Origin of the sequence: Actinomadura sp. CNU-125 (assembly GCF_001942465.1) — a bacterium.
Classification (GTDB): domain Bacteria; phylum Actinomycetota; class Actinomycetes; order Streptosporangiales; family Streptosporangiaceae; genus Spirillospora.
Genome location: NZ_MKJY01000037.1, coordinates 1 through 23610 on the forward strand (window position 1 = coordinate 1; position 23610 = coordinate 23610).

General features: G+C 71.2%; 35 protein-coding genes and 1 pseudogene. 23 read left to right on the forward strand and 13 right to left on the reverse strand.

Translation table 11 applies throughout. The features are described from left to right. Positions 1–767 (forward strand): annotated as a pseudogene (locus tag BJF79_RS55125) (hypothetical protein); the annotation flags it as partial. Here the strand turns inward: BJF79_RS55125 and BJF79_RS05625 are convergent. Beyond that, positions 764–1732 carry an alpha/beta hydrolase gene (locus BJF79_RS05625; RefSeq protein ID WP_075895349.1) on the reverse strand — a complete coding sequence of 323 codons (969 nt, stop codon included), beginning with the start codon at positions 1730–1732 and terminating at the stop codon, positions 764–766. The pseudogene BJF79_RS55125 and the gene BJF79_RS05625 overlap by 4 nt on opposite strands. Before the next feature lie 166 nt (positions 1733–1898). Here BJF79_RS05625 and BJF79_RS05630 point away from each other — a divergent pair, with 166 nt between their 5' ends. Together BJF79_RS05630 and BJF79_RS05635 are read left to right on the forward strand one after the other, a co-directional pair. After that, complete coding sequence (locus tag BJF79_RS05630) at positions 1899–3308, forward strand: amino acid permease (protein ID WP_075895323.1); 1410 nt, start codon at positions 1899–1901, stop codon at positions 3306–3308. A 92-nt stretch (positions 3309–3400) separates the two neighbouring features. Continuing rightward, positions 3401–4936 carry an ArnT family glycosyltransferase gene (locus BJF79_RS05635; RefSeq protein ID WP_083733191.1) on the forward strand — a complete coding sequence of 512 codons (1536 nt, stop codon included), beginning with the start codon at positions 3401–3403 and terminating at the stop codon, positions 4934–4936. Here the strand turns inward: BJF79_RS05635 and BJF79_RS05640 are convergent. The 4 genes from BJF79_RS05640 to BJF79_RS05655 form a co-directional block, all read right to left on the reverse strand. Further along, on the reverse strand, positions 4920–5528 hold the full coding sequence (locus BJF79_RS05640) for a DUF1444 family protein (protein WP_075895324.1): 609 nt from the start codon (positions 5526–5528) through the stop codon (positions 4920–4922). The genes BJF79_RS05635 and BJF79_RS05640 overlap by 17 nt on opposite strands. 79 nt (positions 5529–5607) lie before the next feature. After that, positions 5608–7101, reverse strand: coding sequence for a cobyric acid synthase (locus BJF79_RS05645; protein WP_075895351.1), 1494 nt, complete (start codon positions 7099–7101; stop codon positions 5608–5610). Positions 7102–7147: 46 nt separating this feature from the next. After that, the gene (locus BJF79_RS05650) at positions 7148–7996 is read right to left on the reverse strand and encodes a cobalamin biosynthesis protein (RefSeq protein WP_316043275.1); all 849 of its coding nucleotides are present in this window, start codon (positions 7994–7996) and stop codon (positions 7148–7150) included. Next, positions 7980–8756, reverse strand: coding sequence for a phosphotransferase (locus BJF79_RS05655; protein ID WP_083733192.1), 777 nt, complete (start codon positions 8754–8756; stop codon positions 7980–7982). Before BJF79_RS05655 ends, BJF79_RS05650 begins: the two co-directional genes overlap by 17 nt. A 282-nt stretch (positions 8757–9038) precedes the next feature. On the opposite strand from BJF79_RS05655, the gene BJF79_RS05660 reads away from it, so the two are divergent. Continuing rightward, the gene (locus tag BJF79_RS05660; RefSeq protein WP_075895326.1) at positions 9039–9302 is read left to right on the forward strand and encodes a hypothetical protein; all 264 of its coding nucleotides are present in this window, start codon (positions 9039–9041) and stop codon (positions 9300–9302) included. Positions 9303–9406: 104 nt separating this feature from the next. On the opposite strand, the gene BJF79_RS05665 is transcribed toward BJF79_RS05660, so the two are convergent. Next, entirely contained in the window at positions 9407–9616 is a 210-nt protein-coding gene (locus BJF79_RS05665; RefSeq protein ID WP_075895352.1) for a DUF397 domain-containing protein, read from the reverse strand. Between the two features lie 27 nt (positions 9617–9643). Next, positions 9644–10606, reverse strand: coding sequence for a DUF5753 domain-containing protein (locus BJF79_RS05670; RefSeq protein WP_083733193.1), 963 nt, complete (start codon positions 10604–10606; stop codon positions 9644–9646). 127 nt (positions 10607–10733) lie between these two features. Here BJF79_RS05670 and BJF79_RS05675 point away from each other — a divergent pair, with 127 nt between their 5' ends. The 13 genes from BJF79_RS05675 to BJF79_RS05735 all read left to right on the forward strand — a co-directional run bounded on the left by BJF79_RS05675 (position 10734) and on the right by BJF79_RS05735 (position 17789). Then, positions 10734–11012, forward strand: coding sequence for a hypothetical protein (locus BJF79_RS05675; protein ID WP_075895327.1), 279 nt, complete (start codon positions 10734–10736; stop codon positions 11010–11012). A gap of 345 nt (positions 11013–11357) precedes the next feature. Then, positions 11358–11570 (forward strand): hypothetical protein, encoded by a 213-nt coding sequence (locus BJF79_RS05680; RefSeq protein ID WP_075895328.1) that lies wholly within the window; start codon positions 11358–11360, stop codon positions 11568–11570. Next, positions 11570–11773 carry a hypothetical protein gene (locus BJF79_RS05685; RefSeq protein ID WP_075895329.1) on the forward strand — a complete coding sequence of 68 codons (204 nt, stop codon included), beginning with the start codon at positions 11570–11572 and terminating at the stop codon, positions 11771–11773. The genes BJF79_RS05680 and BJF79_RS05685 overlap by 1 nt, the downstream gene beginning before the upstream one ends. Positions 11774–11901: 128 nt before the next feature. Continuing rightward, positions 11902–12885, forward strand: a complete 984-nt coding sequence (locus tag BJF79_RS05690; RefSeq protein ID WP_075895330.1) for a hypothetical protein — start codon at positions 11902–11904, stop codon at positions 12883–12885. Beyond that, complete coding sequence (locus BJF79_RS05695; protein ID WP_143219720.1) at positions 12882–13217, forward strand: hypothetical protein; 336 nt, start codon at positions 12882–12884, stop codon at positions 13215–13217. Before BJF79_RS05690 ends, BJF79_RS05695 begins: the two co-directional genes overlap by 4 nt. A gap of 109 nt (positions 13218–13326) precedes the next feature. Continuing rightward, positions 13327–13602, forward strand: a complete 276-nt coding sequence (locus BJF79_RS05700) for a hypothetical protein (RefSeq protein WP_075895332.1) — start codon at positions 13327–13329, stop codon at positions 13600–13602. Then, positions 13602–13943, forward strand: a complete 342-nt coding sequence (locus BJF79_RS05705) for a hypothetical protein (protein WP_075895333.1) — start codon at positions 13602–13604, stop codon at positions 13941–13943. The genes BJF79_RS05700 and BJF79_RS05705 overlap by 1 nt, the downstream gene beginning before the upstream one ends. After that, positions 13943–14317: a hypothetical protein gene (locus BJF79_RS05710; RefSeq protein ID WP_075895334.1), complete on the forward strand. Its 375-nt coding sequence runs from the start codon at positions 13943–13945 to the stop codon at positions 14315–14317. The genes BJF79_RS05705 and BJF79_RS05710 overlap by 1 nt, the downstream gene beginning before the upstream one ends. 44 nt (positions 14318–14361) lie before the next feature. Continuing rightward, a complete protein-coding gene (locus BJF79_RS05715) occupies positions 14362–14643 on the forward strand; it encodes a hypothetical protein (protein WP_262401589.1) in 282 nt (93 codons plus the stop codon). Next, the gene (locus BJF79_RS05720) at positions 14598–16568 is read left to right on the forward strand and encodes a DNA translocase FtsK (RefSeq protein ID WP_075895336.1); all 1971 of its coding nucleotides are present in this window, start codon (positions 14598–14600) and stop codon (positions 16566–16568) included. Before BJF79_RS05715 ends, BJF79_RS05720 begins: the two co-directional genes overlap by 46 nt. A gap of 259 nt (positions 16569–16827) precedes the next feature. Next, entirely contained in the window at positions 16828–17061 is a 234-nt protein-coding gene (locus BJF79_RS05725) for a hypothetical protein (protein ID WP_075895337.1), read from the forward strand. After that, positions 17058–17402: a PadR family transcriptional regulator gene (locus tag BJF79_RS05730; RefSeq protein WP_083733194.1), complete on the forward strand. Its 345-nt coding sequence runs from the start codon at positions 17058–17060 to the stop codon at positions 17400–17402. The genes BJF79_RS05725 and BJF79_RS05730 overlap by 4 nt, the downstream gene beginning before the upstream one ends. A gap of 54 nt (positions 17403–17456) precedes the next feature. Continuing rightward, positions 17457–17789 (forward strand): hypothetical protein, encoded by a 333-nt coding sequence (locus BJF79_RS05735; RefSeq protein ID WP_075895338.1) that lies wholly within the window; start codon positions 17457–17459, stop codon positions 17787–17789. Between the two features lie 33 nt (positions 17790–17822). Here the strand turns inward: BJF79_RS05735 and BJF79_RS05740 are convergent, their stop codons facing one another. Beyond that, complete coding sequence (locus BJF79_RS05740) at positions 17823–18083, reverse strand: GntR family transcriptional regulator (protein ID WP_075895339.1); 261 nt, start codon at positions 18081–18083, stop codon at positions 17823–17825. A 97-nt stretch (positions 18084–18180) separates the two neighbouring features. On the opposite strand from BJF79_RS05740, the gene BJF79_RS05745 reads away from it, so the two are divergent. From BJF79_RS05745 to BJF79_RS05775, 6 genes are all read left to right on the forward strand, one after another. Beyond that, positions 18181–18474, forward strand: a complete 294-nt coding sequence (locus tag BJF79_RS05745; protein ID WP_143219722.1) for a hypothetical protein — start codon at positions 18181–18183, stop codon at positions 18472–18474. A 2-nt stretch (positions 18475–18476) separates the two neighbouring features. Then, positions 18477–18845, forward strand: coding sequence for a hypothetical protein (locus BJF79_RS05750; protein ID WP_075895341.1), 369 nt, complete (start codon positions 18477–18479; stop codon positions 18843–18845). Positions 18846–18914: 69 nt separating this feature from the next. Beyond that, entirely contained in the window at positions 18915–19202 is a 288-nt protein-coding gene (locus BJF79_RS05755) for a hypothetical protein (protein ID WP_143219723.1), read from the forward strand. A 235-nt stretch (positions 19203–19437) separates the two neighbouring features. Beyond that, entirely contained in the window at positions 19438–20223 is a 786-nt protein-coding gene (locus BJF79_RS05760) for a hypothetical protein (protein ID WP_075895343.1), read from the forward strand. Positions 20224–20733: 510 nt separating this feature from the next. Next, complete coding sequence (locus BJF79_RS05770; protein ID WP_075895344.1) at positions 20734–21081, forward strand: hypothetical protein; 348 nt, start codon at positions 20734–20736, stop codon at positions 21079–21081. A 67-nt stretch (positions 21082–21148) separates the two neighbouring features. Further along, complete coding sequence (locus tag BJF79_RS05775; RefSeq protein ID WP_143219724.1) at positions 21149–21421, forward strand: hypothetical protein; 273 nt, start codon at positions 21149–21151, stop codon at positions 21419–21421. A gap of 70 nt (positions 21422–21491) precedes the next feature. Here BJF79_RS05775 and BJF79_RS05780 read toward each other — a convergent pair whose 3' ends face one another. The 5 genes from BJF79_RS05780 to BJF79_RS57025 all read right to left on the reverse strand — a co-directional run bounded on the left by BJF79_RS05780 (position 21492) and on the right by BJF79_RS57025 (position 23508). Further along, the gene (locus BJF79_RS05780; protein ID WP_075895346.1) at positions 21492–21863 is read right to left on the reverse strand and encodes a hypothetical protein; all 372 of its coding nucleotides are present in this window, start codon (positions 21861–21863) and stop codon (positions 21492–21494) included. Positions 21864–22002: 139 nt separating this feature from the next. Continuing rightward, entirely contained in the window at positions 22003–22188 is a 186-nt protein-coding gene (locus tag BJF79_RS05785) for a hypothetical protein (protein ID WP_075895347.1), read from the reverse strand. A gap of 11 nt (positions 22189–22199) precedes the next feature. Next, positions 22200–22946, reverse strand: coding sequence for a CHAP domain-containing protein (locus BJF79_RS50580; protein ID WP_083733195.1), 747 nt, complete (start codon positions 22944–22946; stop codon positions 22200–22202). Next, the gene (locus tag BJF79_RS05795) at positions 22946–23347 is read right to left on the reverse strand and encodes a hypothetical protein (protein WP_143219725.1); all 402 of its coding nucleotides are present in this window, start codon (positions 23345–23347) and stop codon (positions 22946–22948) included. The genes BJF79_RS50580 and BJF79_RS05795 overlap by 1 nt, the downstream gene beginning before the upstream one ends. Then, on the reverse strand, positions 23347–23508 hold the full coding sequence (locus BJF79_RS57025; RefSeq protein ID WP_187356960.1) for a hypothetical protein: 162 nt from the start codon (positions 23506–23508) through the stop codon (positions 23347–23349). Before BJF79_RS57025 ends, BJF79_RS05795 begins: the two co-directional genes overlap by 1 nt. Between the last annotated feature and the right edge of the window lie 102 nt (positions 23509–23610).

Genomic DNA, 23610 nt, shown 5'->3' on the forward strand with positions numbered 1-23610 from the left:
CCCGTGCCGCCCGTACCGCCCGCGCGCCGCCGTCGTCCGGCCCGTCCGGACGTCCGGGCGGCGGGGTGCCGAGCCGGGCGCTGGCCATCGGGGCCGCCGCGATCGCCGCCGTGGTGCTGGTCGGGTTCGTCGCGTACAAGGTCATCGGTGGCGGCGGGCCGCCGGAGAAGCTCGCGCAGGCGTTCGCCGACGACTTCTCCAGCGACGCGTCCGGCTGGTACACGTTCGGCGACGACGCCGTCTACCGCGACGGCCGGTACCGGCTCCGCACCGGCGGCAGCACGGGCGCGCTGTCGGCCAAGGTGCCCAAGGAGGACGTCGAGGACTTCCCCGAGCGGGTGCTGGCCTCGGTGACGGTCACCGCCACGGAGGGCCCGCCCGACGCCCAGTACGGCCTGCTGTGCCGTTCCGGCGAGGAGGGCGTCAAGCAGTACATGTTCATGATCCGCGTGGACGGCAAGGGCGCGGTCCTCCGCAAGACCAACGGCGACCTCGGCACCAAGGAACTCGCCACCGTCGACTCGGTCGCCGGGTTCGACGACGAGGGCCCGAACGAGGTCCAGGCGGCCTGCGAGGTCCAGGACGACGACGAGAAGAGCGTCTGGCTGCGCCTCTGGGTGAACGGGGAGCAGGTCTTCGACGAGACCGACTCCGGGCAGCCGCTCCCGAACGGCAAGATCGGGCTGCAGATCATGCGGGGCGGCAACGACGCTCAGGACATCGGCGTCGAGTTCGACGACTTCGACATGTCGAAGATCCTCGACTAACCGGCCTCGGGCGGCAGGTACCCGTTCGTCCAGCGGGCCAGCTCGTCGAACACGCGGCCGCGCACCGGCTCGGGCGACAGCACGAGGTCGTGCAGGCCGCCGTCGATCCGGACGAGCGTCACGTGCGGGCCGAGCCGGGGCGCCCAGCGCGCCATGTGCTCGACGTCCAGGATCGCGTCGGCGCCCGTGACGTCCGGTGCCCGGCGGGACGGGCGGACGCTGCGGGCCGACGCCATCACCAGCACCGGCGCGTCGATCGCCAGGCCGCGGTGCAGGCGCCGCTGGCCGCGCCGGACGGCGTCCAGCCAGGCGGCGCGGACGGGGAAGCCCAGCAGCGGCTTCCAGGCGAGGTCGAACTCCCACTCGCCCTCGTGCTCGCGGTGCAGGCTCCTGGCGTACAGGTCGGACAGCCCGGCGGGCAGCGGCGCCTTCGGGAGGCGGGGGCGCAGCGCGCGGGCGAGCCCGGCGCCGATCTTGCGCATGGGCCAGGGCTCGTTGATGTCCAGGAACGGGCTGTTGAGGAACACGCCGTCGACCAGGCCGCGGCCGCGCACGCGGTCGGCGTACAGGGCGGCGACGAGGCCGCCGGTGGAGTGCCCGTTGAGGAGCAGCGTGCCGTGCTCGTCCTCGTCCCGGACGATCCGTACCGCCGCGTCGATCTCCGCGAAGTACTCGGTGAGGCTCTCGATGTAGTTCGGGGTCTGGTGCGGCCGCAGCGAGCGCCCGTACTTGCGCAGGTCGAGGGCGTAGAAGTCGAAGCCGAGGCCGGTGTAGAAGTCGGCCAGGTGCCGCTGGAAGAAGTAGTCGACGAACCCGTGCAGGTAGAGCACCGCGCGGCGGGACGGCTCGGTCCGGCGGTGCCGCACGAGCGTCGCGACGACCTCGCCCTCGGCGTCCCGTCCCATCGGCAGCTCGATCGCCTCGTAGCCGGGGCCGAGCACGTCCTGCGACACGACTTCTCCCATCCGGGCCTCCACCGATCTCGATCTTCGCCGCCGGAGCTCAGCGTACGGCGTCCCTGCGGCGCCCACATTTCGGACGTCCGATATGCCGGATATCGACGCTGCCCGATTCATCTAGGGTGGGTCCGTCCAGGAAACGAGCGGGGAACGCGGAGGTAACGCGGGGGCCATGTCCGAAACTCAGCACACCGCGCACCCGCCCTCCGGCCTGCGGACCGGGCTCCGCCGTCGGCACATGACGATGCTCGCGATCGGCGGCGCGGTCGGCGCGGGCCTGTTCGTCGGCAGCGGCGCCGTGATCGGCACCGCGGGCCCCGCCGCCGTCCTGTCGTACGCCGCGGCGGGCGCGCTCGTCCTGTGCGTCCTGCGGGCGCTCGGCGAGATGGTCGTCGCGCGGCCCGTCGCCGGATCGCTCGCCGAGTACGCGCGGATGGCCCTCGGCCCGTTCGCCGGGTTCACGATCGGGTGGATCTACTGGTACCTGTACGTCATCCTCGTCGGGGCCGAGGCCGTCGCGGGCGCCGCGATCCTCGCCGAGTGGATCGACCTGCCCGCCTGGACGCTCGCCGCCGCGCTGCTCGTCGTGATGACGGCCGTGAACCTCGTGTCCGTCCGGTCCTTCGGCGAGTTCGAGTTCTGGTTCGCCTCGATCAAGGTCGCCGCGATCCTGGTGTTCCTCGTCCTCGGCGTCCTGTGGGTGACCGGCCTGTGGCCCGACTCCCCCGGCGGCCTCGGCAACCTCACCGGGCACGGCGGGTTCGCCCCCAACGGCGTCGGGGCGATCTTCACCGCGATCGTCGCCGTGATGTTCGCCTTCGGCGGCACCGAGATCGTCACCGTCGCCGCCGCGGAGAGCTCCGAGCCCGGCCGCGCCGTCGCCAGGGCCACCGGCAACGTGCTGTGGCGGGTCGCGATCTTCTACGTGGCCTCGATCCTGCTCGTCGTCGCGATCCTGCCGTGGAACGCCGCCGAGGTCCTGACCAGCCCGTTCGTCAGCGCCCTCGAACGGCTCGACGTCCCGGCCGCCGGAACCCTCATGCAGGCCGTCATCCTCACCGCCGTCCTGTCGGTGCTGAACTCGGCGATCTACGTCTCGTCGCGGATGCTGTACGTGCTGACCCGCGACGGCGACGCCCCCGCCGGGCTCGTCGAGCTGAACCGGCGCGGCGTCCCCGTCCGCGCGATCCTGCTCGGGACGGTCGCCGCGTGGGCCGCGGTCATCGCCTCCTACGCGTCCCCCGACCAGGTCTTCGCGTTCCTGATGAACTCGATCGGGGTCGTGCTCGCGTTCGTCTACCTGGCGATCCTGTTCTCCCACCTGCGGCTGCGCGCGCGCCTGCAGCGCGAAGACCCCGGCAGCCTCACCTACCGGATGTGGCTGTTCCCCTACCTCACCTGGGTCGTCATCGCCGCGCTGGGCGCCGTCCTCGTCTCGATGGCACTCATGGACGAGCGCCGCTCGCAGCTCGTCGCGTCCCTGGTCAGCCTCGCGGTCGTCGCCGCCGTCTACCCGCTGCGCAAGCGGTTCGGCAAGACGCCGCCGGTCGCCGCACCGCAGACGCTCACGAAAACGCCCTAGGCGGGGCGGCCGCCCGTTGCCGGCCGGGCGTGACCGGCCTCGGACACCCGATATATCGTGACGCAGGCCACATCGCGGCATATCGTGCACATGTGTCCGCCCCCGCGCCCGAGGCGCCCGCCCCGTCCGGTTCCGGGAGCGCCGCACCCGAGCCGCCCCCGCTCGCGCGCCGTCCGCTGCTGCTCGTCGCGGGCGGCGCCGCGCTCGTCCTGCTCGCCCTCGCCGCCCGGTACGGGTACCACCGCGACGAACTGTACTTCCGCGTCGCCGGACGGCACCTCGACTGGGGCTACCCGGACCAGCCGCCGCTCGTCCCGCTGCTCGCCCGCGCGATCACCGCGCTCTTCGGCGACTCGCTCATCGCGCTGCGCGTCCCGTCCGCGCTCTGCGTCGCCGCCGGGGTGCTCGTCGCGGGCCTCACGGCCCGTGAGCTGGGCGGACGGCGCCGCGCGCAGCTCCTGACCGCCGGCGCGTACGCGGTGTGCCCGTTCGCGATCGCGTCCGGCCACACCCTGTCCACGGCGACGTTCGACATGCTCCTCACCACGGCGCTCGCCTGGCTGGCGATCCGCTGGGTGCGGACCCGCGACCAGCGGCCGCTGCTCGCGGCGGGCGCGGTGACCGCCGTGGCCGTCAACGTCAAGTACCTGGCGCCGGTCGCGCTCGCCGCGCTCGTCGCCGGGCTGCTGATCGCCGGGCCCCGCGACCTGCTGCGCCGCCCGATGCTCGCCGCCGGTGCCGTCCTCGCGCTCGCGGCGGCCGTCCCCGGGCTGACCTGGCAGGCCCGGCACGACTGGCCGCAGCTCGACATGGCCGACGCCATCGCCGGAGACGCCGACTTCGGCGGACGGCCCGGGTTCGTCCCGTTCCAGCTCGTGCTGACCGGGGTCGTCCTGTCGTGGCTGTGGATCTACGGGCTGTGGCGGCTCTACCGGTCGCCCGACCTCGCGCCGTACCGCTTCCTCGGCCACGCCTACCTGCTGCTCAACGTCGCGTTCCTCGCCACCGCGGGCAAGCCGTACTACCTCGCCGGGCTGTGGGCGGCGCTGTGGGCGGCGGGCGCCGTCGAGATCGAACGCCGCGGCGCGCCCCGCGGCTGGGCCTGGGCCGCGACCGTCCCCGCCTACGCGATCACCGGCGTCTCGACCGTCCTGCTCACACTGCCCGTCTACCCGGTGTCGGCGCTCGCGAGCACCCCGCAGCCCGCGGTCAACTCCGACGGCGCCGAGACCGTCGGCTGGCCCCGGTTCGTCGCCGAGGTCGCCCGCGTGTACCGCTCGGTCCCGCCGGACGAGCGCGCGACGATCGTCGTCAGCAACTACGGGGAAGCGGGAGCGATCGACCGGTACGGGCCCGACCACGGACTCCCCCGCGCCTACAGCGGCCACAACGGCTACTGGTACTTCGGCCGCCCGCCGGACGCGTCCGACACCACGATCGTCGTCGGCCCGGAATCCCTCGCGGGCGCCGCGCAGCTCAAGCGCTACTGGACGGACGTGCGGCCCGCCGGACGCATCGACAACGGAGTCGGCCTCGACAACGAGGAGCAGGGCAAACCCGTCTGGATCTGCAAGGGCAGGCGCGCGTCCTGGACCGAGCTGTGGCCGGAGTTCAAGACACTGTCGTGAGGATGTCCCAGGCGCCCGACCGCCGCACCAGCAGCTCGTGCCCCAGCAGCGCGGACGCCGGCGCGTCCCACGCGGGATCGGCGTCCGACCGCTCCCGCGCCCACACCTGAGCGATCGCCCAGCGCAGCTTGTCGACGCCCTCCGGATGCCCGGTGCCCGACGCGACGAACACGTCCCGGGCGGGCGCCGCCACCACCAGGTCGCCCTCCACGTCCTGCGCGAGCTTGTCGAGGAAGCCGTCGTCCAGCAGCAGGCTCGCCTCCAGCCCGCCGACCGTCACCGTCACCGCCCGCACGTCCGGATACCAGTTCAGCCCCAGCTCGGGGCGGCGGTCCCGCAGGTTCAGCACCGCCCGCGCCCGCAGCCCGCCGGGCTCCACGCCCAGCTCGGCGCAGTGCCGCGGCGCCACGTGCTCGTACCTGCGGCCCGACGGCGCCGACTCGTCCGCGTGCTCCAGCGCGTACGTCACGTACAGCTCCCCGGCGAACGCGTCGCGCACCGGCTCCTCGTCCGACGGAAGCGGGAACTCCAGCTGCACCTCGGCCGGCACCCGCGCCTTCATCAGCGGGACGATGAGACTCGGGTCGGTCACGGGGTATTCCTCCTGATACGTCGGCCGTACCTTCGAGTGGATCACCCTACCGCCGCACCCGCCGCACGCGTCCCGCCCCTTACCGAGCCTTGACGGCGGCCTGAACAACCGGCAGATCCCCCGGCGCGCCCCCCTCGATCAGCCGCCACACCGCGTCGGTGTCCAGATGCTCCTCGACCAGATCGCCGAGCGCGTCCAGCGTCGCCTCCCGCAGCGCGGCGAACGACACGTCCGGCGCCGGTTCGAACGCGCGCCCCGCCGCCCTCGCCACGTCCTTCAGGAACGCCCGGCGGAACCCGTCGTTCTCCATCGCGCCGTGCCAGGTCGTACCCCAGACGGCCCCCGCCCGGCACCCGTCGAGGAACGACTCGCCGCCCTCCGCCGTCACGACCCCGTGGTGGATCTCGTACGCCTCGACGGGCTCCCCGTAGGCCGCGCCGCTCGGACGTCCGAGCGTCTTCTCCGCGCCGAACACCGCCCGCGCCGGGAGGACGCCCAGCCCCTCGACGCGTCCCGCGCCCGACTCGACGTCGTCGACGATCTCCTCGCCCAGCATCTGGTAGCCGCCGCACACACCGAGCACCGGACGGCCCTCCCGCACCCGGCGCAGGACCTCCGCGGCCATCCCCCGCTCCCGCAGCCACGCGAGATCGTGCACCGTCGCGCGCGTGCCCGGCAGGACGACCAGATCCGCCTCCGCGAGATCCCCCGCGCTCGCCGCGTACCGCACGACCACGCCGGGTTCGCAGGCCAGGGCGTCCAGATCGGTGAAGTTCGAGATGCGCGGGAACCGCACCACCGCCACCCGCAGCGTCTCCCGCCCGTACGGCCCCCGGGCGTCCGGACGCGGCTTGTCGAGGGCGAGCGTGTCCTCCGAATCCAGATAAAGGCCGAGCTTCCACGGCAGCACACCCAAAGTCGGGCGCCCCGTCAGCTCCCGGAGCCGCACGAGCCCCGGCTCCAGAAGCTCGACCGCGCCCCGGAACTTGTTGATCACGAACCCCGCGATGAGCGCCTGATCCTCGGGCTCCAGCAACGCGACCGTCCCGAACAGCGACGCGAAAACCCCGCCCCGATCGATGTCGCCCACCACCACGACCGGCAGGTTCGCCGCGCGCGCGAGCCCCATGTTGACGATGTCCCCGGCCCGCAGATTGATCTCCGCCGGACTCCCCGCCCCCTCGCACACCACCACGTCGTACTCGTCCCGCAACTGCGCCAGCGACTCCCCCACCACGGCCCGCAGCCGCTCCTTGTGGCTCCCGTACTCCAGGGCGTCGACCTCCGCCACCGGACGACCGAGCACCACCACCTGGCTCCGCCGATCACTGCCCGGCTTCAGCAGCACCGGATTCATCAGCGCCCGCGGCGTCACCCCCGCCGCCTGCGCCTGCATGTACTGCGCCCGCCCGATCTCCGCGCCGTCCTCCGTCACCATCGAGTTCAGCGACATGTTCTGGGCCTTGAACGGCGCGACGCTCACCCCCTTGCGCCGCAGCCACCGGCACAACCCCGCCGTCACCACGCTCTTGCCCGCGTCCGACGTGGTCCCCGCGACCAGCAGCCCGCTCACCCGCGCCTCCACGCCACCACCGCGGCCAGCCCCGCCGCCGCGAACGTCACCATCGCCGACAACCGCACGGCCCGCCGGACGTCCCGCACCTCCGCGCCCGCCCGTCCCCCATCTCCGGACGCCGCTCCACCAGACCCCCGTACGAGTTCGCCCCGCCCAACCGCACCCCGAGCGCCCCCGCGAACGCGGCCTCGCACCGCCCCGCGTTCGGACTCGGGTGCTTCCCGCCGTCCCGCACCAGCACCCGCCACGCGCCGGGCCCGCCGAACAACGCGACGATCGCCCCCGTGACCCGTGCGGGCACCCAGTTCATCGCATCGTCGAGCCTCGCGGCCGCCCACCCGAAGCGTTCGTACCTCGCGTTCCGGTAGCCCACCATCGCGTCGAGCGTGTTCACGGCCCGGTAGACGAACAATCCCGGGATCCCCGCGACCGCGCCCCACAGCAGTGGCGCGACGGCCGCATCACTCGTGTTCTCCGCGACCGATTCGACCGTCGCACGCACCAACTCGTCCGGTTTCAACCCCTCGGGATCCCTTGCACACAGATGCGGCAACCGCGCCCTCGCACCATCGAGATCGCCGCACTCCAGAGCGTCCGCCATCCTCGAACCCTCGCGCCCCAACGACGTCCCGCCCAGGACCGCCCACGTCGCGATCGCCGTCACGAACATCGATCCCTTGCAGAGCCGCTCGACCACGACCCCTGCAAGCCCCGCACCCCCCACGAGGACCCCCACGTACAGGACCCCCGCCGTCCGCGAGTCCCGATACACGAAACCCTCCACCTTCGAAGCGACGCGCCCGAACCCCGCGACGGGATGGCCCCGTTCGGGATCCCCCACGACCGCGTCCAGCACCGTCCCGACGACCAAACCCTCAGCAGAGGCACGCATCCAGCTCATCCCAGTGCCGCTCCAGCCAATCCTGGGCCCGCCGTATGCGAGGCCCGGCCCCACCCTGCCAGACGCTCCCCCACCGCCCGCCCCGCCGGGCCCTCGCCCGCATCACCTCGTACGACCGCTCGAACCGCACCCGCGCCGCAGGCAGCACCTCGCCGCGTCCCCGCCGGTCGAGCCCGTACGCATCGCAGAACACCCGCAGCCGCCGCCCCACGTCGACGCCGTACCACACGGCGTCCCGATCCGCCGGATCGGCGATCGGCCCCCAGTGCCGGAGCGCCGTCACCACGTCGTACAACCGCCGCGTGGGCCGCGCCAGATCGAAGTCGATCAACGCGACCGGCACCCCGCCCCGGAACACCACGTTCTCCGGCGTCACATCGCAGTGCCCGACGACCTCCGGCTCCCCGTCGAGATACGAACCGCCCAGATCCCACGGCCCGTCCGGCACCCCGAACGACGCGACCGCCTCGTGGTACCGCCGCACCAACCGCGCGACCCCCCGCAACGCCTCGTCCGTCCCGGCGTACCCGGGCAACGGCCGTCCCGGCACGTCCCCCGGCACCCAGCTCACGACGTCGCGCCCGGCCTCGTCCGTCCCCAGCACCCGCGGCGCCTCGAACCCGACGCCCTCCAGATGCCGCAACAACCCGCGCACCGCCGCACTGTGCGCCCCACCCGGCCGCCGCACCGTGTCCGCCACCCGCACCACGCCCCCCGTCCCGGAGAGCGGCACCTCAAAGTCCACGGCCACCAAAGATATGCCCCTTACCACAGCGTTACGGCCCGAAGCCGCGATATGGATGTGGAGCCTGACGACGCACAGCCTTACACTGTGTCCCGGCGCCCAGCCGGTCGCCGAGCGCCCGTAGCTCAGCTGGATAGAGCATCGGACTTCTAATACTCCCAGGTCCACCTACATGCGACCAGAGGTTCCCGCAGGATCGCCGCTTCCGGCGTCCACCTACGTGCGACGAATCCGATGCACACCGGTTGAAGGGTTCGGGCTCGCCTCCCGACCACGCTGGAGGCCCCGATGAACACCAACAATGAGCACCCCAGCGCCCCGATCCCCGGCGCCGTGTTCCCAGACCTCAACATCGACCAGGCCAAGGGACGCGCCTGCATCGTCTGCCGCACCCAACTCGACCAGATCCAGGGGAACCCGCCCGTCCCCGACTCCGTCACCGTCGGAACGTCCGGCGCGACCGGCCGCTCCGTCCGCGCCTGCACCACCCGGTGCGCACCCATGGTCGGCTACACCGCACCGTCGCCGGCCGAGCAACTGCCCCTACTCTGACCCCATCCCCGCCGGTATCCTTCAACCGCGGGACTTGGTACTTCCGCTCGGTATGGGAAAGGCCCCCGGCAGCGTCGCTGCCGGGGGCCTTCTCTTCTCACGGGTCAGAGGTCGAGGTGCCCCTCACGGATGCGGTGCGCCAGGTCCGCGACGGCCTGGCGGCTGAACGTCAGCACCGGGCCGGACGGGTCCTTGGAGTCGCGGACACCGACCGCCGCGGCGAGGTCAGCGACCTCGACACAGGCGGCCTGCTGATTGGAGCGGCTGCTCTTGCGCCACTGAGCGCGGGCAGGGGAAATCTGGCTGTTCGTCATTTGGTACTTCACTTCGGTATGAGTCGGTCAGGTCAGGTCGGCCGCGGCTGCGACCATCAGCTCAAGGCTAGCCGTAGGGCTCAACGCCAAGCCCTTCAAACGTTCATGCGCCGTCCGGAACCGTTTGAGGTCCTCGGGCTTCTGCAGCACCAACTCGCCTGCAAGGTTCTCGGCATAGGCCACATCCGGGCTCGCGGGCTCGGGGTACTCCAAGATGGTGAACGGCCCGGACACGCCAGCGTGCAGCCCGGCGCTGAACGGGATGACCTGGAAGGTGACCCGGGCCAGCGCGGCCAGCTCCCGGATGTGGCCCAGTTGGTCCCGCATGATCTGCCGGCCCTTCTGGCCGGGCTCATCGCTGGGTGCGCGACATAGGACTGCCTCGTCGAGGATGGCCCAAAGTCGGAGGGGGTCGGCGGAGGAGGTGAGGAGCTTCTGCCGTTCCATCCGGACGGTGACGCGTTCCTCGATGGCGTCGTCGTCGAGCTCGAAGGGACCGTTCCGGATGACGGCGCGGGCGTAGTCCGGGGTTTGGGTGAGGCCGGGGAAGACGCCCTGCTCGAAGGTGTGGACGGTCTGCGCTTCGGTTTCCAGCGCGATGTAGGTGGTGAACGTCTCCGACAGCATCTCGCGGTAGGGGTGCCACCAGTCGCGTTCGCGGCCTTGGCGGGCGAGGGTGAGCAGGTATTCGCGGTGCGGGTCGTCGTCGGTGAGTTTGAGCAGGTCGAGGATGTCGCGGACGTCGCGCAGGCTCGGGAGTTTCCAGGCGCCGCGCATCATCTTGGCGGTCTTGCCGCGTGTCCAGCCGAGGGCGTCGTCGACGTGGTAGGCGTCGAGTTCCGCCTGCTTGATCAGCGTCTCCAGTTCTGCTGAGAGGCGGCGCCGTCGTGCTGTGGGGCTTCTCCTGTCTTCGGGCATGTCGGGTTCCTCTTCCGTGCCGGTGGGTGTGGTGATCGTAACGGCCGGGGTGGTGTGGAGCGGTTCGGACATTCAAGCACCTTTTGGACTATGTTGATTCGCCTATGGCGATTGTGCATCGTCTAGTGCATCCTGGGGGAGTACCTAGTCCCCGATAGTCCGTCCCACCCCAGGGATTGTGACAGGGAGCGAGCACACCATGACGGAAAACACGGCCGAGGCGCGGCCCCTCCCCCACACGCTGCCGGAGTACCAGGGCTTCACCCGCCAGATGCAGGAGGTCATCAAGCACTTCACCGGCTACAAGGTGTGGACCTCCGACGCCGGATCCCTCTACGCCACCCGGGTCCGCGACCTCACCGTGCCCGAGCGGGAGGCCGGGCTCGCGCAGACCATCGCCGCGGACAAGCCCCTCGCCCTCGCGGACGCGATCACCGAGCAGATGCGGATGGCGTCCGAGGTCGCGGCCAGCTCGTAGACGCCGGGTGTTCGTCTCTCGTGGAGTCGTCGCGCACCACTCGGAAGCGAGGCCGGGCCGGTGGTGCGCGGCGGCCCCACGGGGGACGACCCCCGAACCCGCGTCGCGCGGCCGGGACGCAGGCCCCCGAGCCCGTCCCGGCCGCGCGGCACCCACGAGAAAACCCCGCCCGGCGATTCCAGCGCCGGACGGGGCTGTGAGGACCAGCCACCAGCTAAGGAAGGCAAATCCTGTGAGTGACCGTAGCAGCAGCGGCGGCACCGCCACCGCCCCCACCTCGTCCATGTGGGGCAAGAAGGGCCGCGGCCTGCCCGAGCTCGCCAAGGGCGCGAAGGGCAGCAAGAAGTGACCGGGCCGGAGCACTACCAGCGAGCCGAGGAACTCCTCGACCGCTCCGACGGCGACGACCCGGAAACCGCGGCCGTCCGGGTGGCGCAGGCGCAGGTGCACGCCACCCTCGCCCTCGCCGCCGCGACCGCGATGACCGGGATCCACGGCATGCCCTACGACGACGGCGTCGCCTGGGCGAAGGCCGCCAAGACCGGCCGGGACGCCTGATGCGGTACCACTTCGTCCTCACCCTCCAGTGGGTGACCCCGAACGGGACGATCTTCCAGACGAAGGACGGCACAGCCACCATCCAGCCCGGCGGCACCCGGGACAACGTCCTGCAGAACCTTATTGCTCAGATGCAGGAGGGCAAGTTCGGCGTCCCCACCGTCCTGTTCTTCTCGGTCGAACCGAACGAACTCGGGGTGTAGCACCCCAAGCGCACGCAGGCGGGCCCGGTCCGGTGATCACAGCACCGGCCGGGCCCTTTGACCGGACCCCTGGAGGCCACAGTCATGAAAGCGAAGCGTAACGGCTCCACGCGGACGGAGACGGCAACGTGAAGCTCAAGAAGCCGACCGTGAAGCTCTGGTGGCAAACGAACACCAGCGTGGTGTCCTCCGTCGAGCAGCAAACCGAACAAGCCACCGCCCTCGCCCACATCACCGGGCAAGACCGCCTCATCGACCCCCGCACCAACCCCGCCGTCCGCCCCTACGCCGACCAGCTCCGCGACCGGCAGCACCGCGGCATCCTCACCGCCGACGACCGCCGGATCCACCGCCGGATCCGCGTCGAAGACCGCCGCGCCGCGCACGCCGAACAGGCACTCGACGCCCTCCACGAAGCCCGCGAAGTGTCGTCGCCGGCGAGGTCGGTGCGGGCCCTGTACTCGGGGCGCCGCCGTTGGATGCACGTGTCCCTCGCGACGTCGATCGTGTTGGCGGTCGGGTCGGCCCGCGGTCTGGAGCACGTCGCCGTCGAGCACGGCATCCCCGCCGGGTCCGGGTACATCGCCGAGGTCGGTCTCACGGGTCTGACGACGATCGTGATCCTGGCCCGGTCGGAGCTGGCGCAGCACGGTGGGCGGCTCACCCGGGGTCAGGACGCTGTTCTGTGGGCGTTGATGGTTGCGCCGCTGGTGGCGTCGATGGCTGCGAATGTCGTCGGCGCGAACGTGATCGGCGCGGTGTGTGCCGCGGGGGCGGCGGCGTTCGCGTTGTTCTCGTACATCGTCGCGGAGGCGTTCGCGGACGCGGCGCGGCGGCAGGCCGATCGGGTCACTGGCGACGACGAGCGGGAGCTGCGGGCGGCGGCGGCCGGGGAGGACCTGTTCGCTGCTGCGGAGGTGAACCGGTCGGACGTGAACCATGCGGTCAGGTTCCAGGTTCCAGGTACGTGGTTCGTGCCGCAGCCGGTTCGGGTTCGTGCGGAGGTTCAGGTTCCGGAGGTTCGCGGAGAGGTTCGTGTGAACTGCCCGAGACCGAGGTTCGTGAACCGGTGCGCGAACCGCGACCCGAACCCGCCGAACCTGAACCGGTGAACCCGGAACCGCAGGTTCGCGAACCTGCCGAACCCGCGAACCCCGAACCGGCGAACCGCGAACCGGAGGTTCAGAACCACCCGGCCGAACCGGCGAACCCCGAACCCGAACCCCTGCCCGAACCGCGCACCACCCGAACCACGAACCTCGGTGACCGCGCCAAGAAGAAGGCCGAGGAGATCGAGCAGGTCGCCGACCTCATCCGCGAGCGCGGCGAGAAGGCCGTCACCCTCGGCGTGGTTCGCAAGCAGTTCGGGTTCACCAAGACCACCGGCTACCACCGGCTCGTCGCCGCGCGCGAACTCGTGAACCAGGAACCCGTGGCGTCGTGAACCTGAACCAGCTCCCGAACCTGACCACGAACCCGAACCCGAACCCGAACCTGGACCACGAACCGCGAACCACCCGGTCCCGAACCAGGTTCCGAACCGGACCCACCCGATGAACCCCCCCGAACTCGCCCCCGCCCGAACCACCCGAACCCGAACCTGGTGGGCCCGAACCCGAGCCCGCTGGCACCAAACCCGCAACACCATCCGCGGAACCATCGCCGCCGCCAGGTTCATCGCCTCCGCCGCCGAAGAACTCCTCACCGCCGCCACCGGGATCCCCCGCCCATCCCGCTACCTGAAGCGGGCCGGGCGCCTCATCGCCGACGAGTACCGCCTCCACGCCTCCAACGCCATCGACGCCGACATCACCGAGGGAGACACCTGATGGGACGCGAGATCACCGAACTCGCCGACGTCGAGTTCAAAGGGTCCCTCGCGGACGCGTTCACAATCTACGGCGACCGCCTCGAACAGCTCGGTGACCAGTTCGCGCTGGAGCTGGAGATGGCCGCCGGAGACGCCGAAGCCGCGCTGGTGTCGCTCGGCCGCTGGTGGGCGCTCGGCCTGGACGTGCAGTTCAAAGCACGCCGGGTAGCGAAACGGCTGGTCCGCGCGCAGGAGATGGCGCACGGCATGGGCCAGCAGGGCCCCAAAATCGTCCGCGCCTACGAGCGGCAGTTCACCGAAGCGTCCCGCCGCAGCGGCCGCCACCGGAGGGCGTCCTGATGGGGACCGGGGGGAAGAAGATCGCGCGGCTCGGGGACGTCACCTTCCAGGGGAAAGTCGGCGCGAACGTCACCGCCTACGCCAAGAGCACGCAGCGGCTCGCGCGGGACCTCGCCGCGCAGATCGAAGCCGACGGGGCCCGCGCCGAACGCGAGATGCGGCGCCTGGACGGGCACCCGCTCCTCGTCGGCGTCGACGTGCGGCTCCGCGCCCGGATCGTGCGGCGCCGCTTCAAACGCGCCAAGGAACTCGCGTTGGCGATCTCCGCGGAGTCGGTGAAGTTCCAGGCGCAGTACCGCCGTGACTTCCTCGCCACCCCCGCACAGCAGAAGAACAGCAAGCGTAAGACCTGGTCGAAGGACGTGGATCTGTGATGGCGCGCTCGAAGAGTCTGCAGCGTGAAGGGATGGACCGGCTCGTGACCGCCGGGGTGTCACGCGTCATGGTGCTGGTCCCGCCGTGGGTGCTGCTCGTGGCGTTGCTGCCGGTCGGGGCGGTGTCGCACTGGCTGTGGGGTGACGCCCCGGCGGTGACGTGGACGACGCTGGTGGGGACGCTGGCGACGGTGGCGTTGACGGCGTTGACGTGGATGGTGGCGCGTGACCGGGCGCTCCTCGGCCGGGCGCATTCGACCGTGACGCCGCCGCGGCCGGATTGTGGTTCGTCGTCGCGAACATCACCGGCGTCACGCACGCGGTGACGTTCGCGGGCTGGTTCTTCGTGGGCGGTGCGCTGGCGCTGGCGTGGAACATTCGCGCCGCGATCCGCACCGTGCCCGTCGACGAGCAGGGGCGCAGCCGTGACCCGCTCAAAGCGCTGTTCGACGGCGCGAAAGCCAAGGCCCGTCTCGAAGGCGGCAGCGTCCGCACCAAGGAAATCACCGACCGCAAAGCCCGCGCGGCGCTCGAAGTGCCGGAGGGGATGACCGTCGACGAAGTGCAGAAACGTATCCCCGCCCTCGAAGCCGCCGCGAACGTCCCGCCCGGGTCGTTCACCCTCGCCCACGACAGCGACAACGCAGGTCAGGGGCACTTCACCGTCACCGATCCGCGCATCATGAACGCGCCGATCCCGTGGCCGGGCCCGTCCCGTCCCGGCGGCAGCATCGCCGACCCGTCGCGTGTCGGGATCTTCCAGGACTCCGAGCCCGCCGAACTCATCGTCCCCGGCAGCAACCTCCAGGTCATGGGCGCGTCCGGGTCGGGGAAGTCCATGGGCGGCGCCTGGAACCTCCTCGCGGAGGCGATCACGCGCCGCGACGTCGCGGTGTTCGGTGTCGACCTGGCCAAGGACGATCAGACGCTCGGGCCGCTGCGTCCGGCGCTGCACCGGCTGGAGACCGACAAGGCCGGGGCCGTGAAGTTCCTGCGTGAGCTGCATGCGGCGATCCCGGAGCGGACGAAGTGGCTGGCCAAGCACGGGTTCAACGACTGGGAGCCGGGCTGCGGGCTGACGTACTGGCTGGTGCTGTTCGAGGAGGTCGCGAAGATCTTCGACGTGCTCGGCAACAAAGATCAGGAGCTTGTCGAGCAGGTCACCAAGGAGATCCGGTCCGCTGGTGGCCGCGTCATCATGAGTCTGCAGAAGTCGATCTTCTCGGAGATGCCCACGATCATCCGGTCGCAGATGGCGTTCATGTGCTTCGGGTTGAACGACGGCGACGACGCTCAGTACGGGCTCAGTGAGGCGCAGCAGCGCGCCGGGGCCGCCCCCGAACTGTGGGGTGCGGGCAAACCGGAGCACGTCGGGAAAGCGTTCCTGGACGCCAAGGGCGTCCCCGAAACCCACATCGCGATGCCGCTGCGCACGTTCGCGTGGGGTTCCTCGGCACGTGAAGCCGCCGCGGCGATGACCGCGTACGCCGCGCAGTGGCCCGCCGCGGACCGCGCCGAGGACAACTTCACCCGCCGCCTCGCAGGCATGCCCCTCAACGCGCCGGCCAAAGCGGCGGCCGAAGCGGCGGCGGTGCCGTTGCGGCCGGTCGACGAGCCGCCGCCCGCCCCGGCGCCCGCGACGATCGACGACGTACTGCCCGACGCCGCCGAACTCGTCATCGCCGCACAGTACGCGTCCACCGAGATGCTGCAGCGCAAGCTGCGGCTGTCCCACGACGACAGCGTCCGGGTCCTCGAAGCGCTCGAACTCAAGAGCATCCTCGGCCGTGACAGCGAAGGCCGCATCATCGTCCTGACCAGCCCCGACGACGTCGATGACGTGGTCGACGAGCTGCGTGACGACGGCGACACGGTGGCCGAGTACGTCACCACCCCCGACCCCGACCCGACCGTCACCGGCGGCCCGAACGACGACATCCCGAACCTGCCCGACCACGACAACGTCCTGGAAACACCTCTCCCGGAGGGCGGGAAACTGTCGCCCGAGGCGGCGCAGCGGCTCGTGGAGGACTGGCTCCGGCACCGCTATGAGACCGGGCAGACGTCGTTCGGGGCGACCGATGCGGAGCTGCAGCAGATCCGGGCCCGGTCGGGGATGACGTCCCGGTCGTGGGTCAACCGGGTCCTGGACCGGCTCACCGACGACGGGGCGCTCGACAAGACCCGCGAGGGGGCCAAGACCGTGTACCGGATCGTGGATCTGGAGCCGCTGGGGGGTGTGCCGGCATGAGCCGCCGTGACCGTGACAAGCCGCGTGACGTCCGGGTGGGGGCTGGGGGTGGGGTTCCCAGGTCAGAGGCCCGTGACGAGGCCGTGACGGGCCCTGTGACGGCGCCTGTGACGGGCCGTGACGCCGAGCCCGTGACGGCCGTGACGGGCCGCTGCGAGGTGTGCCGCGGCACCGGCGTGGTCGGCAAGTCGCGGCGTCTGCACCCGCTTACTGGGCTTCCTGTTTCTTCTTCTCCGATCCTGTGCTGGAGGTGCACGCGATGACTGTCGAAGCGACCACCGTGACTCCTGAGACTGCCCCGGTTGGGCCGGGTGACCCGCCGGACCGGTACGTCCACCTGTACTGCTGCAACCCCGACCTTGCGTTGTGCGGCGCCGACCTGTCCCACGGCGTGGAGCGCCGCGACATCCCGGCGACCGCGTTGTGCCCGATGTGTGAGGTCATCGACAGCCTCGCGACGCCGTGCAATCCCGTCTGCCGGGTTTTCGCGTGAGCCGCCACATGCGGCGGATGACGCCGCAGCTCGCGCTCGTCCTCCGCCAGGCTGCCGCGGCCGGGCGGGAGTGGTACGGGCGGGAGCTGGTGGAGGTGACGGGCCTGCCGGACGGGACGGTGTACCCGATCCTGGCGAGGATGGAGCAGCGTGGGTTCATCGTGTCCCGGTGGGAGACCAGCGACGAGCGGGCGTCGGAGCGTCGTGGTGGTGCGTGCCGCCGCTACTACCGGGTGACGGGTGCCGGGCTCGGTGCCGCCGCCGCTGCCGCCGAAGCCGCATCGGGGCGGGGCGTGGACCGGACGGCGCCCGCGCCGTGGCCGGAGCAGGCCGCACCGTGATCCGGACGGCGGTTGGACGCGTCCAACGGGGACCCTCACACTCCGGGAGCCCCTATGCGTCTCGTCGTCTTCGCCGCCGCCGGCGTGCTCGTCCTCACCGCCGGATGCGGATCGTCGTCCGATGAGGCGACGGCGCCGTCGTTGAAGCCGTCGCCGTCGCCGACGGTGGAGGCGTGGGGGGAGAAGATGTGCGAGTACCTGTACGGGCAGGACCCGAACAACGGGTACGCCGTGGGGATGGCGGCGGCCATCGCGCGGCAGTCGACCCTTCCGGAGCTCGTGGCGCTCGCCGATCAGGCGGAGCGGGCGGGGTCGCAGAACCTTCTGCGGGGCTGGTGCCAGCAGCATCTGCCCGACCTCGGGGTGAAGCCGGTGGCGCCGCAGTAGCGCCCGGCGTACCGCGAGACACCGCCCGCTGGCCTACTGGTCCGCGGGCGGTTCGTCGTCGGGGACCTTGACGACGAACAGGCCGCGCCCCAGCTCGGTCTCGACGAGGCCCTCGTCCCGCAGTACCCGGTATGCCTTCGCGATCGTGTTGCGGGCCAGGCCGTGCTCGGTTTCGATCTCGTGCATGCTCGGGATCCGGCGTCCGACCGGGATGGTCCCGTCCGCTATCTGCCGCCGGATGAGAGCGGCGAGCTGCAGGTAGGGCGGGGTGCGGGCCTCCGGGTCGATGGTCATACGGGTGACGCTATGTGGCCGTGACCGGCCAAAGATATGCAGGGTGTGCCCTATGAATCCCTAGACCACCCTGCACTACCCGTGATTACGTGACTGCATGACGAACACCCCTACGAACGGTGTGGAGGAGTATCCGCACCAGTACGCCCGCACGTACTCCCTACAGCAGCGCCTGACCGGCCTCGGCTGCGACGTCGCTCGGGAGGGCAACGCCCTGGAGGTCACGGGCCCGGCCAAGACGGTCACCGTCCTGTCCCGGCCGCGCCCCAACGACGACGGGCGGCTGTGGTTCGAGGTCGGCGGCGAGTGGCTCGACCCGGCCGATCACGTGGTTGACGCCGGGATGCGCATCGCCACCATGGTCGGCGTCGGACGCGTCGAGGGCGAGTAGTTGTGGCGGGCGGTTACGTGTACGGGGCGTCCCGCCAGCGCGCCCCGCGGCCCGAGCCGCGCCCGGCCGAGTCCGCGGCGCCGTCCCGCCCGTGCTTCACCCCCGGGGCGGTCCACCCGGCGCCGCCCGCCCCGGCCGCTGCACACCTGCCGTGGCACAGCCCGACCGGTGACCGGCTCCGCGTCCAACGGCACACATGCGAGTCATGCCGGGACACCAGTTTCGAGTACGGGCTCATCGGCGGCAGGTACCGGATCCGCCGGACCGTTCGGCGCCCCAGCGGCATCTGGACCGTGCATGAGACCCCGGCCGTCCGGAAGGACGTCGCCCTGTGGTGGTGGCAGGGCCTGCTGTCCGGACAGGCCGAATAGACCCCGCGGCCCGGGGACTCCTTGCGCGAGGTGGCCCGGGCCGCGGCCCCAACCCCCTTGGAGGAGACCATGCATACCCGGCTGCCCGAGCTGCTCGCCGAGCACCTCGGTACCCGCCCCGAGCAGCCGCGCATCCTCGCGCTGGCGAGCGATGTGCGCGACGAAATCGGGGAGCTGACGCACCTTGGCCAGGCGGACCCGGACGCGCTCGCCGATCTCATCCGGCGGCACACGCCGCGCCCGGTCGAGGCCACCGCGACGCAGTGCACCGCAACCTGTGGCGAGTGCTCGGCGACCTGCTTCCTGCCGAAGGGGCACGACCTCCCGCGGCACTGCTGCCAGGCGCATTTTCTCTGATCGGTGCGGCGTGCGGCCCCGACCACGACGCAGCCCCCGACCGGATCGGTCGGGGGCTTCTCGTTTCCCCCGCCCGATCGGGGAGGGGCGTGCGGAGCCGTAGGCGTCCTGCCCACCCCCACGTACGTGGGGAGCAACACGCCCTACGGGAGGCGCCGGGCGGGGCGTTGGCAGGTGGTGGCAGGATCCGGCCAACCCCTTGGAAATGTTGTACGACTTGTACGACACTATGGGTATGACGCCGACCGAGACTACCACCTACTGGACCGCCCGCGCCGAAGCGTGCTTCGCCGCCGCCGCCGAACTCAAGCAGCAGCGCGGCCCCGCCGCCCGCCGGGTCCGCGAGGCGTACAGCCACGCCGCGGGCGCCTGGCGCCGCGCCGCCGAACGCGCCGAGAGCGACGACCCGATCAGCCGGGACATGGTCGACGGCCACGCCCAGGACGGCGCGAAGCGCGAGGCCCGCGCGCACCAGCTCCGGCACGAGTTCGACGGCACGCCCATCCCCCCGGAGGCCACCGCCTACCCGGAGCCCGCCGACGACGAGCCCATGCCGACCCGCGTGCGGCGCATGCAGAGCGCCGAGGTCCGCTCGGACTGGCGCAACACGCTCGACCACGTCCGCGCCGGCGGCGAGGTCGTCGTGGAGCTCTACCGCAAGCCGGTCGCGCGCATCATCGGCGCCGACGTGGACCCCGCCGACATCGAGCCCCGCGAGCTGGACATCGACCCCGCCACCATCACCCTCCGAGAGGGAGACGCCCGGGAGCAGTACGACGAGGACGACGGCCTCGTGTGGTGCCGCATGTCGATCGGGGACACGCCCGACGGGACGCCGGTCATCGTGCTGGAGGAGCGCCTCACCGAGCGCGGGGAGCGCGACCCGGACGCGCCGTTGCACGTGGTGGCGGTGTGGGCCTTCGACCTGCTCTCGGTGGCGCGCTACCAGCGGGACATGCGGATCACCGATGGGTGGTCGCTGCCGTCCGGGTCGCTGATCGTCCGCGACTCGACCGCCTGACTCCGGACACGACGAAACGCCCCGCCCCCCGAGATGGGGGACGGGGCGTTCGTGCCGGTTGTGGTCGAGGGCCGCCGCACCGGCGGACGAGCGGCCTAATCAGGAGCTTGGAGCCGGCGGAGGCGGGGACTCCTCCCCGTGAGTTCCCCCACCGACGATGCAAGTCTACGCCCCGGGCTGGCGACCGCATCCGGTCAGGCGCCGTTGGCTGCATATTTACCGAGAAATCGAACCCCGCTCTAGGACACCATGGGGCCCCGACGTACACTCACGGCAAGCGGAGACCATGCCCATGTCCCCAAACCTCCGCAAAGAGCTAGAGGCAATCCGCAAGGAGGCTGAACGCAAGGGTTGGCGGGTATTCAGACACAAGAAGTACTGGAAGCTGTACTGTCCGTGTCCGAAGCAGTGTAAGAAGAACATGGCACTGACCCCATCCGACCCGAACTACGTCACCAACCTCCTCGGCCAACTCACTCGGGGAACATGCTGGAAGGAGCGTGAAGGCCAGTGACTCACTACTTCGCAGCAGACCTCACCTTCATCTGCGCAGACCCCGCCCACGACACCGACGACGGCTTCGACGCATTCACCGACGCGGTCACCGACGAACTCCTCAACCTCACCGAGTTCGACCCCGGCATCATCGACCCCGACACCACGGTCCGCATCACCGACCGGTGGATGAGCGTGTTCATGGGCGTCGAGGCAACCAGCCAGCAGGACGCACAGCGGCTGTTCTCCGCCAACCTCCGCACCGCGCTGCACGCCGCCGGTTGCATCACGGCCGACTGGCCGCTGTTCAAGCCGACTGACAGCGACCCCGAGGTCCGCAAGGCGGAGTTCGCCGGCGCCTGACCCGTCGCGTGTTGATGTGCCCCACCCTGCGCCAGGGTGGGGCGTTTCGCGTCCTAGGATGCGATCCGTGAGCTACGACGTCCCACCTGCCCTGATCCAGCACAAGCGTGACCACCTTGCCGCAGACGCGACCCTGCGAGACCTGTCCGCCCGGCTGCCCCGGGCCATCGACATCGCGACCGGCGCCGCCGAGCTGAGCGACGAAGACCGGCAGGCATGGGATGACGCGTGGCGGCGAGCGCAGACCGCTGCGGTGAACATCCAGCTCGACCCGTGGTGGCTGACGGTGGACGACCGCCGCAAGGCCCGCGCCGCGCTGATGGAAGCCGTCCAGGGCTGAACGACGGATACGGCCCCCGCGCTCCCGGAGGAGGAGCGGGGGCCGTCCGCGTTGCCGGGGCCGCGACCGGCTACCGGTTCGCGAGCGTCTGCTTCGGCACCCGCGTGCCGTCCGGCGCGACCGGAGCCGTCACCTGCGTCCGCAGGAACAGCCCCAGCGCCGCCGTCAGCAGCGCGCCCGCCGTCGTGATCTGTTCCTGCGTGAAGTCGACGCCGAACGCCACCAGCAGCTGCAGCACACCGCCGAGCGCGCCGGCCGCCGCCGGGATGATCTGGTCCCGCGCCACGACGACCGCGATCGCCAGACCCATGACGAGGGTGGCGGCGGCGTTGATCGCGGCCTGCTGCTCCTCGCTCAGGTCGACGCCCCACGCGACGAGCGCCTGGACGGCGACGGCGACGGCGGCGAGCCACGCGGCCGGGTCACGTCCGAGGATCTTCATGTGCGACCTCCTCAGGTCACGGCCTTCTCCCGCCCCGGGGGAAGGCAGGTTGGCGGACCTCAAGGATCCATACGGAAACTTTGCGCGGGTGCACAAAGTTGCAGGTCAGAGCTTTTTCCCGGGGCCGGGGAAAAGCAGGTCAGGGGCTAGGTACGTTCGTGTACTCGGCTTCGATCTCGCGGACAACCTGCCGCTGCTCGCGGCGCTTCGCCCGCCGCCGATCGGTCACCGCGCCCGAGCAGTCCGGGCCGAACGAGCGGCGCGTCCGGCGCCAGCCCGCGCGCGTCCCCGGACAGCAGCCCGGCGACTCGAACCGGCCCAGCATCCGAGCCACGGTCAGCCCGCCTCGGGCTCCTCGACGTCGAGGCGCACGGAGATGCCCTCGATCGCCTGCCGGATCTCGGTCTTCAGCGCCTCCAGGTCGACGCCCTGCGCGGCACCGAGTGCGTCGACGAGCTTGTCGATCGTCGCCTGCTGCGCGTCGAGCTTCGCCTCGATGCGGTCCTGGCTCTTCTCCAGGTGGCCGAGGACGGTGCGGGCCTTCCAGCGCTTCTTGCCGTCTCCGGTGTCGATGGGCTCGTCCCAGACTTCCTTCGCGGACACGTCGTCCTCCTCGTCCCAGGCCGGGCGTCCATACCCGGCGATCACTGATGCCGACCTCACGCGGCGCTTGCACGCGTCGCCGGTGTTGCCTTCGATCGTCTGGACCCGGCCGCCGCCGAGCACCTTCTCGATCACACCGACGTGGTCGATCGCGCCGATCGAATTGGAGTAGCCCCAGTCGAAGAACACGACGTCGCCCGGCTCAGCCCGGTTGAGCTCCCCGACAGTGCCGGTGTGCCAGCGGCCGATCTTCTGGAAGTCCCCGGCGTGCCACGGCGTGAAGGCGCGGTCTCCGCCCGGCAGAACCGCGGCGGTCGTCCCCGCATGCCGAGCCCAGTACGTGATGGACATATCGCACCACGGCGCGTCCAGGAACGCGTTCCCGTGCCGCCGGGCGTAGTCGCGGGTGATGTAGTTCGGTCGCCCGGACAGGCCCAGGCTCTTGCGTGCTTCCCGCAGGAAGTCGTCCCGGCCGCTCATCAGTCCTCACCTCGAACGAGGTCCGCCAGCTCACCGTACGGATCGTCAGGGTCGCGGCTCCGGATGCAGCCCATGCAGCAGCACACCGCCGAGCTGACCCCGACGTGGAGGTGGTGCTGACGGAAGTGCCCGCACACGCACCTCTCGCGCAGTTCGGACACGGGGTTCTCCACGTATGGGTGAACCTCGTGCTCCAGCAGCAAACGCCTCGCCGTATGCCAGTGCACCTCGAACGCCGCGACCGCGCCGCCGGACTCGTACGCCACCACCGTGGCCTGCGCTGCCTCGCGGTTGACGGGCTCGATCAGTTCCACTCGGTCGCCTATGGCGAGCATGCACGGTGGGGCCGCCAGGACGTGCCCCGCCGCATCTTGCTTGTGGAAGTCGGCTTCGATCCGCATCACGCCCCCTCCCCGCGATAGATGCCGTCCCCGTCGGGCGGCCCGTACAGGTCCTTCAGTACGACCTCCTCATCAGGCTCGGTCGGCTCGTGTGCCTGCGCCGCGACGTCGACCCCCCGTTGCACGAGTTCGTCCTCGCCGGGTTCGTTCGGCTCGCTCACTGCTCTCCCTCTGTCGTCGTGCAGATCGTCGCGGTCTGCGGCCCACCGGCCGTCACCACGGTGACCTCCTCGGGGCGGTAACCAGACGGGCACGTCGGCCCC